The sequence below is a fragment of the Paenibacillus alginolyticus DSM 5050 = NBRC 15375 genome, assembly GCF_000422905.1.
GTDB classification, from domain to species: domain Bacteria; phylum Bacillota; class Bacilli; order Paenibacillales; family NBRC-103111; genus Paenibacillus_E; species Paenibacillus_E alginolyticus.
The window spans coordinates 45,674-56,760 of record NZ_AUGY01000051.1; the positions used below are offsets into that span (position 1 = coordinate 45,674).

Here is an 11,087-nt window from a genome sequence, read left to right on the forward strand (position 1 = left end):
TACCTCCATGACTGCTGAACGACGCCAAAGGGGCTCTTGCAAGAGCCCCTTTGCCTTACAGCTATTTACTGGCATTTTGGATCAAGTAATCGATGTCGGCGATGAGGATCACTGAGAATTCTTTGGTGATCTTTTTGCCGGTTAGAGCTTCCACAAAGATGCGCAGTGCCTTTAATTGGTGGACAGTCGCTTCTTTATTGTTGCTACGAATAATCGCTTCCACTTTGGCAAGCAACTCTTTGCCTTTGTCTGAAATCGTGATCGAACCGTTCGCAACACCGATGTTGATGAGATCAATGAAATGATTGGCATCGATCTGTACCTGAAGCGTATACGTATTGGCCGTTACATTGCCAGCCAGATCCGTCCCCGTGATCTCGATCGCGTGGTTTCCAATGGCTAATGTTGCAGGGGCAGCTTTGATTGGATTGCCCACAATTTTCTTATCCAGTTGGACGGTGCTATTGCTTACGCCGCTTAGTGCATCCGTGATCTGAACAGGCAGGCTCAACGAATCTGTTTGCCAGATGGTTAATGGATCGGTTATTCGGACAACGGGTGCTGTGCGATCGATACCTACAGTTACTTGTTTAGCTGCCTCCACATTACCGTACCGATCCTTCGAACGATAATGAATGTTGAAAACACCTTCCTCGGATAGCGTTACAGGTCCGTTAACCGTTACCCAATTTCCGCCGTTCAGCTGATATTCAGTCAACAGTATGCCTGTGCCTCCCGGTTGATCCACTGCTTTGAACGTCATAGTAATGTCTTTGTTGGTAAAGGTTCCGGAACCGCTAATCCCATCGAAGACGACACTCGTCGTAGGGGCAATTGAATCAAACTGAAGCTTAAACAGTTTAGACTCGGCTGGTTTCAGGGTTACGTCCAGCTTACCGCTCACTTTATCCTCAGCTCCCGACCATATATCCGTTCGTAGATAATTGCTGATGCCATTCAATCCCGCACGGGCCAGATCGACGGACTTAGTAGAAGCGGAAGCACCGTTGTAATTGAAGACAGCCAAATAATAAGTTCCATTGTCATTCAGTACGAACGTATCGGCCGCACCCGCACCGGTGTTCCCTTCCACCGCTTGGAAAGCTTTACTTAGTAAAGCAACTCGGTTGACTTCCTTGTTCGTCAACAATTCGTTCATGTAGGCTTGGGCACTCGCATTATGAACGTCATCGGAATCCAAGAAAACTGTGCCGGAAATAACGGCAGAATTCACTCTGCTGCGCGCTTCGTCCAAGGAACTTGCCCTCGACAATGCCATATGATCTGGGTCGGTGTACGGGTAAATCGTACCATTCTGCCACCAACCATAAGTAAGCGCGTTCAGCTCATATTCGGTTTCACTGATTTTGCCATACACATCGCAAGAGATTCGACGGCTGTGTGCATATTGGCTGGGGAATAACGGCGCAATCGATTCACTAATGAACATGCTGCCGTCAATGACTCTGTTCACATAAGCCATCCCTTGATTATAAGCTTGAATACCGGTGGTCACAGCTGGGTCCGCATGCTTTCCTTCCAAAGAACCATGTGTTAAGAAATCTAATTTGATATAAGTGAAACCTAATGCCTTAAATTTGCCCAAATAATAATCCATTCGTGCCTTCGTACCCGGATGAGTCGGATCAAGCGCATAGGCGCCGTCCAGCGTAGGCAAAATTTTTCCCGTGCTATCCTTCAATACAATGTCTCCGTACGTATATTGATTGTTCGTACCCTCGACAGTTTGACTCATATTATTGCCCCAGTAAACGAAGGGTCCCCAATAAATACCGGCTTGTTGACCATTTTGACGGATGGTTGCCACCGCACTTTGCAGCTGGGTATCCGTTAAATTGTCCCAATAGGAGTCCAAGTTAATGTAGAGTGCACCTTTGTTGTTAAAATTATTGTTTTGAAGATGCGTCTTGAAGTAATTCGACGTATCTATAACATCTTGATAGGTGAGATTGCTGCCGAAGGCCCCCCAACTGTTCCATCCTACCGGAACTTCTTGGGCTACAGAGCCATGAAAGCTTAAAGGCGGAGTGAACACAGCGTTCGCACGTCCATATTCCTCGAGACCGGCACGGTAATCCGCAAAATAGCCGACAAAAACGGTTGGTGATGTTAATTCAGTACCAGAAATGCTTCCATGAAGCTCGGCGTCGTGCGTTATGTTGGAGGATGCTCCGCCATACACTGTGAGGCTATTCATTTTATTATTAAACCCGTTCCAGGAAATACCCGTCTTCCACGTATCATGAGTGACAGAGCCGATCACGAGACCATTCCGATTCGCGTTATCATAAATAGCTGTTACTTCATAACCCGTGTTCGAAGTGTTGATCGATTGGGCCTTATACCGAATCCAATTATCGTTATCAAATGGGACGAAAAGCGCTCTGTTATCCGTATAGCTTCCAAGATCAACGCCGCTGCTATTCTTCACAACAACAGGAGCCATATTATTGGTGGTCATAGGTGAAGCGTTAACCGCTTTTAATTGAGTTAGGAAAAAGCTTTTTCCTTCATATAAGGTATAGATTTGATGAAGCGCAGGTTTACCAGGCGTTTCGTTGATGACAGTAAACCGAAGCCCAGTACCGAAACCGTCATGAACCGGGACAATCGCAGCATCCGATAGGGTATGACGGGTGTAACTTTTGCTGGTGACGAGCTCGCCCAATTGTAAGCTGCCGTATACGCCTTTTACAATTTTGGCGTCCTTCCAGGAATAATCCGCCAGACCGCTGTCTGTATGGTACGAAATGGTCGTTTCACCGTTCGAAAAAGTCGCGCCATACGTATAATGCGTTACGGTAATGGAACCGTACTGTTTCAACTGGACGGGATCGCCAAGGCTGCCGCCGACGTTATCATCTTCGCTAGGATTCGGTTCAATCTTCGGACCGACCACGATTTTATCCAAATCCGGTGAGTAGCCATTGCCGTCAGCAAACTGGATCGTATTGCTTCCAGCTACTAAAGCTAAAGGAATAACGTACGTATTCACCGTGTTCCAGTCAGGTGTTTTCGGAAAGTCAAAGGTTTCAGCAGCTCCGCCGTTTACACTGACTTGCACGGAACGAGGATCACCGGATATATAAGAAACCGTTACTTGATAATTTCCGGTTGAACCCGCCTCAACCCCATTAAATTGCAAGGAGCTGCCTTGATATAAATTGCCGACTATTTTGCCCCCGGAACAGCTGCTGCAACTCGAAATGCTTGCCTTGCCGGCCAGTGTGTTAGAAGAAGATTCCGCTTCATACGTAACAATTTTAGGCGATACTGCGATCTTATCGATATCAGGGGAGTAACCATTGCCGTCAGACAAGAGAATCGTGTTGCTGCCCGCTGCTAAAGAAAGATCAACGTCAAACGTGCCGACCGTACTCCAATCCGTCGTTTTCGGTAAATCAAAGAGCTCTGACGCTCCTCCGTTCGCGCTGACTTGAACAGACCTGGGATCGCCGGAAATATAGGACAGTTTCACTGTGTAGATACCGGGTGCATTCACTTGGATTTGATTGAATCGCAACGAGCTTCCTTGATACAAATTGCCGACTTTCTTGCCTCCTGAACACGTGCCGCAATTGGACACGGAAGCTTTGCCAGTGAGCATATTTACAGCAGACTCAGCCTCGTAATATTGTGCAAATGTCGGCTGCGGTTCGCTTCCGCCTCCACCACCGGGAGTTGTTGTCGGCGCTATAACGATCTTGTCAATGTCGGGTGAATACCAGTTACCGTCGTCGAACACGATTGTATTCGTACCGGCATTTAATTGCAGCGTGACATCAAAAGTGCCAACCGTGCTCCAATCAGCCGTTTTGGGAAAATCGAAATTTTCCGCACTCCCTCCATTTACACGGATGTTCACCGAACGAGGATCGCCGGATATGTAAGAAACCGACACCTTGTAGCTTCCAGCTTCGTTCACGGTAACTCCGTTGAATTGCAGTGAGCTTCCTTGATAGAGGCCGCCTACCTTCTTTCCTCCCGAGCATACGGTGCAATCGGTCACGGATGCGTTACCACTTAAAACATTAACCGAGGCTTCGGCTTCATAGGTTTGACTTTCCGCATACGCGGTTTGAATGCCAATACCCGCGTTGGATGGGACCGCCATAAACAAAAGCATGAACAAAGCTACCCATTTCGCAATCCTTTCTCGCATAAAATCTCTCCTTGTACAATGTAATTACATTCATGTCCATTATAGGAATGAAATCAAAGAGATCTCTACACGATAATTTTCAGAAATATAACAATAATTAACGATCTTTGTAATTCACAAGCAAAAAACCCACAGCAGCGGGCTGCGGGTCTACGTTTTGAGTCAATTGGGGACATGTTCAAGAAGTTCTTGCTTGAGAAATGGGTAAAGCTTTGAGCTAGCCAGCTTCAACGGATATTCCGCTGGCTTGGAGAGAATACCGAAAGGCATGTCTATCAGACTGCCGCTCATTGGCCGAGTCGTAGTACCTAAAGGCATTGGTTTTAAAATAATCTCTGGCACCAGGGCAATACCTAATCCGCTTTCGACATAATGTTTTAGAGCAGTCATACTGCCAATCTCCATCGTATCGATCGGAATGTTCCCCGATTCCTGCAATACCATCTCAAGTTTTCTACGGTACGGACAGGTTGCTGACGTGATTAACAGACGATGTCCACATATATCCTCTGGCGCAATAACCGCTTTTTGGGCAAGTGGATGGTTCTCCGGCATCAAGACCTCAAACTTTTCCCTAAATAAGGGTTCAAAATAAAGCTCAGAACCGAGATCAGGCGCCGAACAAAGAGCTAAGTCAATATCCCCTTTCAGAAGCCGCTCGCTCAATGTTGGCGTGTTGCCAAATTCCAAAGAGATGCGAATTTTCGGAAATTGTGATAAAAACCTCTCTAAGATAACCGGTAATCGATAACTGGCAGTTGGCTCCGTCACACCTAAACGGATATTCCCCCTCTCGCCTAGTTGAAAATCCGACAAGTTCGTTTGTAATTGATCTACATTCTTTACAATTTGCAAACTCTGTTCGTAGAATAGTTTTCCGGCTTCTGTTAACCGGATTTTCTTTCCTCTTTCGATAAGCTGAACGCCCAATTCGGATTCAAGCTTTTGAATTTGCATCGTAACGGTCGATTGTACATAATTCATTTCATCCGCTGCACGGTTAAAACTACCGTACTTTACGATCAGTTGAAACGTTTTTAATGTTTTAAGATCCATCACATTGCCCCTAGCTACAAGTTCATTTTTTTTGAACTCAATGTTCAATTAATTCAATTATACAAATTGCAAATAGCAATATACAATCATTAATATCATTGTACAGCAAAAGGAGATGACTCATTATGGATTTAAAAGACAAAGTGGCTCTTGTTACTGGAGGTGGTACTGGGATCGGAAGGGCTACTTGCCTGACACTAGCCGAGCGGGGGGCAACCGTCGCCGTGAACTATTCGCGCTCCAAAGCCGATGCGGAGGAAACAGCACAAATCATTAATGTAAATGGCGGACGCGCAATTGCCGTGCAAGCTGATGTCTCTCAAGACAAGGAAGTCAGGGAAATGGTTGATACATTGGTACAACAATTCGGAACGATAGATTTGCTTGTGAATAATGCCAGCATTACCCGGCATATCCCACTTGATGATCTGGAAGCGGCAACAGAAGAAGTTTGGGACGAACTTTTTGATGTAAATGTCAAAGGCATGTACTACTGCGCGCGAGCTGTTGCACCTTTCATGAAAATGAATAAACAAGGAGCAATCGTCAATCTCGGCAGTATAGCGGGACAAACAGGATTAGGCTCCTCGCTTCCATACGCCGTATCCAAAGCAGCAGTTAACGGTCTTACGAAATCGTTAGCCCGTGCCTTAGCACCGGATATTAGAGTCAACTGCGTTGTACCGGGAGCCGTCGCGACAAGATGGTGGGCTGGAAGGGAAGAATAAATGCAGAGATTAGCTCCTAACCTTCTGCTGCAGCGTATTTCAACACCTGAAGATATTGCTAAATTTATCTGTGCCGCCTTGGAACAAGAAGCTATGACAGGTCAAATCATTACGATTGATAGTGGACAAACGTTATAATGAGATTCATATAGTTTGATCAATGACAGATAAAGAACTGTTTGAACAATTCCACATGGATGTTTATCGAACGTGTTACTATATGCTTAAAAACCAACATGATGCTGAAGATGTCTGCCAAGAAGTTTTTATCAAAATCTTTCAACAGGATTATCAAACAATTGCTAACCTAAAGCCCTGGATGTTAAACATTGCAATGAATACGTGCAGAAATTTTCTTCGGAAGCATAATTTAAAAAGAGAGATCGAATGACTGTTCAGCAGTCAACGACCTCTCTTTACTTAGTTTTTGAATAATATCGGCTAATACACTAAAAATACCTACAGCTCGGTAGTCTTCCTCAAGACTATTCTCCGGACCGCCAATTTCAACCTAAAGGGAATTTGCAAAAAGATCCTGATTATATGACAAACTTGATTCGACAACTGTTGTATCTCTTAAGGATGCATCGGGGGCATCGAACCCGTGGAAAAACATACTGAGGCGCTCCTTTTTGACAAAGCTCATTTCTTAGGCTATACAGTTAAATTTAGCATCGGTTAATCCTCTAGACGGCTTCACAGCGGACTTCAACATTCTATTTGACTATTTGTAAATTACCGTAAGTCCGTAACTAACTTCCAATACATCCATACTCGTATATATTCGGTTATGTCCATCCCGTGTTTAAGACATGTTGCAATTCTAGCGTACAACGCTAACAGAACATCTTGAGCAAGCAACTCTCGATCACACTCCAACAACAACCATGGATCCAGTTCGCGAAACCGCATTTGCGTTCCTGTTATACGCCGGGGCGACAAAACGCTTGACGTGTCACGTCCATTTCCCGAATCCTTTCCCTTTATCCGTTAAGACGAGGCGTAACAGGTCGACTGTGTCATGGGAAGACGCCGTTCCTAGCACAATGGCAAAACCGACGCGTAAACCTCTTGCAACTTCGATAATCAAATGCAGCGTATCCTCGCGTCCAGTGCCTGTTTATGTCTCTAAAAGATCCATGGCGCAATATACGGACAGTTCTTTTCGTCACAGCGCTGCACCACAGAGGATGAAAATAATGAAATCCCTCAATACTTCTACTACGGCTGGGTGAGAAAGCTTGAAAGTCGATCAACTATGTTGCCCTTAGAGCCCATCTGTTTAGTCTGACTCCACCGACCACGGTACATCAAACTATCCTATTTTAGTTGTTGCACCAAGCTCCTCATATTAAAAGCCGTATTCGAGGGGTAGCTGCGCAAGATATAACGTTCTACTCCCTTATACTATTTTGGAATTTTTCGTGATGCATGCAGAAAGTCGAGATTCTCTTTTGTCCCCCCAAAGGATAACTAACTTGGATTTGGACGTACTCATCTTACGTTAGCAGGAAGATCCGAGAGACAACCTGCCACGTACGGTCGCTGACAGCCCTCTCCCCAGTGCACCGGTCTCCGTTAGGTTAAAACTTTTCTTAATTTGTTTATACTTTCGATTACATATTTCATATTCTCTTCATTATTCATTTCATTTCTTGCATATAACAGTGCTGGTCTTAACGATTCAACAGACTTCCCGAATTGTTTCATCCACTCAAATCTTGGGACTATCCAAAGGTGAAAATGATGTGTAGTATCTTCATTGTAAAAATAATAAACATAATCAATCCCTAACTCTTTTCTTTGGGCATCACGAATCTTTTTTACCAACTCTATATAACGAAAAGATTCATCATCAGTTAGTTCATCCATACAATAAAAATGCCTTTTAGACGCAAGGATAACTAATCCAGGGATAGGATACGCCACATCCTGATGAGCATGGAAGAACTCATCTTCATAAACTACACCACCAGTTAGTTCAACTAATCCACCAGTTAAAGCACAACTTAAGCATTCAACTTCTACTGTCATCCCATTGGCAAGTGTAATTTCTCTCATCTCTTTCTCCTTTTGAAACATAAGTTTTTGTTCATTTTAACATCCATATGCTCTTTAATCCCAATATAGCTAATTCCGAAACATCCTAACGATTCTTTAATCTTTCTACTTTGTAACTCTCATTCGGCGCATAGAAACGCCATTTTCCAGAAAGGAATCTATGTTGCGAAAGCCCGTTTTTTCGTAGCAGCGGATGGCCCTTTTATTATCCAGCCGCACGTCAAGCTGTACATATCGCACTCGCGGATCGGAAAAGGCTTTCTCCAACATACATATCGTAATCTCGGTACCAAGCCCACGTGAGTACAGGGATGGATCGCCTATCACGATGGCGTATTCAATACCCTCACCTGTCGAGTCCATGCCTTTCAGACTCACACGGCCAATCATCCGCTCGTTTATAATTATGGCGTAATAACTAGCGTCGGTACGGTTAATCTTTTTTTGCCAGTATTTGGTCAATTCTTTGATCGTGTAGGGGTGAAACGTTTTGGCGTTCGCAGTTTCATGCAACTCGCGGTTATTATACCAGTCCAGCATGACGGGAACATCTAAAAGGGCGATACGCCGGTAAGACCATGCCAATATCTCCATTATTGATAGGGCTCCTCATGTTATTATTAATAAAAGTAAAATCCTACCTGTGATTTGTATTCTTGTGTTCTCGTTTTCCGGTAGTTGAAGTCAATCGCAGAAGCGCTCCCACATTCTTCTATACTATTTTATCAAAAAGTAAATCATATAACGGTTAACCAGGTCCGCTTGTTCCATTAACAAAAGATGATGATTTGCGTTAGGTATCCATTGCTGTGCTTCAAGATTCAGAATATGAGCTAGAAAAAGTAGCACACCGGATATGACAATGATAATCCGCCTAAATGTTCGGATAATGTAGCAGTCATTCTACATCTCCCTATTGATTTACCGAGGTACTGAAAAAACGAAATCATCAATGAATTTATAGCGCCGGTCGTTCGGAACTAAGTGATTGGCTCTGGCTATCGTTTTTGAGGATTATACTGAATATTTTGATCTCCGATCTGCAGGAGAATCAGGCATTAAATGGCTTTCAGTTCATCATCCTTCATGTTACTTGGAAGTATATTTTTGGCAAAGGATTCTGCATGCCCATAATGAATTGGCTTCTCAAAGTTTCATTGATCTGATATCCCTTACCGATGGTTGTCGGGAACTTTGTTGCAAAAACAAACGTAATAAATCCGACATACGACATCCCTGGGACATGACCCAGATAGATCTTTTTGTTGTAAGTTATATTGAAAACGATATATTTGCTTATAGGTTGTTGTTTTGTGGAACTGAACTTTTGCTTAAATAAGGAAGGATATACTTACCACTTAACCACATTTGAGCCAATGCAAGTACAATCACTAATGTAACAAACATGATAGACATTGGGAGGTTATATCCATTGTTCGTAGTATGAAAAATCCCTGATAAGAGTGGCATGATGATTTTGGCAATAAAAATAAACACACCAAAGCCTAATCCAGTGACTATACCAGTTGTCAGCAATAATAGAAATCCGTTCAACAGAAAAATCATATTTTGTTTCACCTGAGTATCAAATCCTTCCAAATATCGTATTTACAATACCGACTGTCGGTATTGTATTATGTACGTTGAAAAATATCGTTTTGTATGTAATATTTAGCAAAATTATTTCTTAGTTGATGTGGATGAATATGTACGCCTACAAGCTCACCTGCTTGTTTTAATCCTTTTTCGTTTCTCCCACTCTGGCAACGGTCAACGACGACCGTTCAAATAATCAGGCCCGAATCACGAATACCATACACGGTTCCTCGCTTCACGTCGCCTCCGATGACGAAACGGTTCGGATAGAACCAGTCCCACTGGCACACGCCATCTTTTTTGAGATCCGAAGAAACCGTCCTATACAACTCGTTCAATTTTTTCCAATCTTTTTTGATCAGCCGGACAATCTCCATCGGCATCTGGTTGTGACAGTCTGCCATTGATTCTTCGGGACTCGCTTCCTTAACCAACTTATTGAAAAAAGCCGCGAATGTGCATATTGGCTTAACGTTTTCTTCTAACTAAACTTTGCTTTAAAATAATCAAAAATTCTCATTTATACTAACCGGTGTGATGATTTAATTAGTCGTGCTGTCCTTCCTTTGCTTTGATTATCGTTGTGTGCTTCTAGTAGTTAAGAATAATAGAAGAGATTCCCTAAATTTTTACGATTTTATCGGACAACTTGACGATTCCCTACTTCTAGGCCTCTTCACAAGTTCTCCTCGACAATTAGGACATACATAATTCGTACTTTCCGTACATTCATGACAAAATGTACATTCATGTGTACAAATATAAGCTACCGAATTTTTATGAAGTTCTTTTGTACAGTTTTCACAGTTACCTCTCATTTCTATAGCCAAAAATAATTCCTCCCCTTAACTACTACTTTATTATTTTGTTCATCCGTAACCCCAGATAACACTAAGTACCTGTGCTTGTAACAATAAATCAACGATCAGAAAAGAGTCACTTTTTTATTATATTAATAAATGCTTTTATTTCCGTGTCCGTTAGCGCTTTACTTACTATTTCCCCTACGCTATCAACATCTCCTTTACTAAGATATTAGCCATTGTTGTTTTCTCAACATCTATAGCTTCATTTAATTATCTATCATCTGGTTCATTATATGCTTCCCTGTAATACCAGTTCGTAAATTTTAGATCTATGACTGTTGCCGCTGAATCATAATGCCCAAAAGCTGACGGAATTGCCTGTCCAGGGATTGACGAATATAATGACCGTATCACAGTAAAGGAAAAGGACGCCTCCATAAAACGTGTACCTGTTAGCGCAGGTACACCGGAGACATCCTCTCACAAAAAATAACATGGTCATTGTATCAAATTATGAGCTGGTTGAGAAGGTCACCGGCGTTTTTTGTTAGGTGTGTGGAAATCGTGCCTTGCCCCTGTTGTGGCGAAGGACTTAAGGTTATTGGTAGTCGAAGGCGAATCTGTAGGAATGCGACTGGAGAAGTTAAGGTATTCATC

At 43.1% G+C, this 11,087-nt stretch carries 9 protein-coding genes and 1 pseudogene; 2 read left to right on the forward strand and 8 right to left on the reverse strand.

The genetic code is table 11. The features are described from left to right. Window positions 1-61 precede the first annotated feature (61 nt). Both G519_RS47730 and G519_RS0122155 read right to left on the reverse strand, forming a co-directional pair. Window positions 62-4,183: a carbohydrate-binding protein gene (locus G519_RS47730; protein ID WP_051253578.1), complete on the reverse strand. Its 4,122-nt coding sequence runs from the start codon at window positions 4,181-4,183 to the stop codon at window positions 62-64. A gap of 162 nt (window positions 4,184-4,345) precedes the next feature. Then, window positions 4,346-5,239, reverse strand: coding sequence for a LysR family transcriptional regulator (locus G519_RS0122155; RefSeq protein WP_029196570.1), 894 nt, complete (start codon window positions 5,237-5,239; stop codon window positions 4,346-4,348). A 125-nt stretch (window positions 5,240-5,364) separates the two neighbouring features. Between G519_RS0122155 and G519_RS44000 the strand changes: the two are divergent. Further along, window positions 5,365-6,105, forward strand: a pseudogene (locus tag G519_RS44000) (SDR family NAD(P)-dependent oxidoreductase). A 22-nt stretch (window positions 6,106-6,127) separates the two neighbouring features. After that, the gene (locus G519_RS53610; RefSeq protein WP_051253579.1) at window positions 6,128-6,358 is read left to right on the forward strand and encodes an RNA polymerase sigma factor; all 231 of its coding nucleotides are present in this window, start codon (window positions 6,128-6,130) and stop codon (window positions 6,356-6,358) included. 564 nt (window positions 6,359-6,922) lie between these two features. On the opposite strand, the gene G519_RS53080 is transcribed toward G519_RS53610, so the two are convergent. The 6 genes from G519_RS53080 to G519_RS49125 form a co-directional block, all read right to left on the reverse strand. Continuing rightward, window positions 6,923-7,057: a hypothetical protein gene (locus G519_RS53080; protein WP_268633695.1), complete on the reverse strand. Its 135-nt coding sequence runs from the start codon at window positions 7,055-7,057 to the stop codon at window positions 6,923-6,925. Window positions 7,058-7,545: 488 nt separating this feature from the next. Next, window positions 7,546-8,028 carry an HIT family protein gene (locus G519_RS0122175; RefSeq protein ID WP_029196571.1) on the reverse strand — a complete coding sequence of 161 codons (483 nt, stop codon included), beginning with the start codon at window positions 8,026-8,028 and terminating at the stop codon, window positions 7,546-7,548. A gap of 105 nt (window positions 8,029-8,133) precedes the next feature. Further along, on the reverse strand, window positions 8,134-8,622 hold the full coding sequence (locus tag G519_RS0122180) for a GNAT family N-acetyltransferase (RefSeq protein WP_084160267.1): 489 nt from the start codon (window positions 8,620-8,622) through the stop codon (window positions 8,134-8,136). 702 nt (window positions 8,623-9,324) lie between these two features. Then, complete coding sequence (locus tag G519_RS0122185) at window positions 9,325-9,606, reverse strand: hypothetical protein (protein ID WP_127527986.1); 282 nt, start codon at window positions 9,604-9,606, stop codon at window positions 9,325-9,327. A 206-nt stretch (window positions 9,607-9,812) separates the two neighbouring features. After that, window positions 9,813-10,028, reverse strand: coding sequence for a hypothetical protein (locus G519_RS0122190; RefSeq protein ID WP_029196574.1), 216 nt, complete (start codon window positions 10,026-10,028; stop codon window positions 9,813-9,815). A gap of 225 nt (window positions 10,029-10,253) precedes the next feature. Continuing rightward, a complete protein-coding gene (locus G519_RS49125; RefSeq protein ID WP_084160268.1) occupies window positions 10,254-10,454 on the reverse strand; it encodes a DUF1272 domain-containing protein in 201 nt (66 codons plus the stop codon). Window positions 10,455-11,087 lie beyond the last annotated feature (633 nt).

Excerpts from the sequence above, each read along its gene's own strand:
- G519_RS0122175 (WP_029196571.1), bottom strand. The coding sequence starts at position 8,028 with ATGAGAGAAATTACACTTGCCAATGGGATGACAGTAGAAGTTGAATGC.
- G519_RS0122180 (WP_084160267.1), bottom strand. The coding sequence starts at position 8,622 with ATGGAGATATTGGCATGGTCTTACCGGCGTATCGCCCTTTTAGATGTT.
- G519_RS0122190 (WP_029196574.1), bottom strand. The coding sequence starts at position 10,028 with ATGGCAGACTGTCACAACCAGATGCCGATGGAGATTGTCCGGCTGATC.
- G519_RS53610 (WP_051253579.1), top strand. The coding sequence starts at position 6,128 with ATGACAGATAAAGAACTGTTTGAACAATTCCACATGGATGTTTATCGA.
- G519_RS0122155 (WP_029196570.1), bottom strand. The coding sequence starts at position 5,239 with ATGGATCTTAAAACATTAAAAACGTTTCAACTGATCGTAAAGTACGGT.
- G519_RS47730 (WP_051253578.1), bottom strand. The coding sequence starts at position 4,183 with ATGCGAGAAAGGATTGCGAAATGGGTAGCTTTGTTCATGCTTTTGTTT.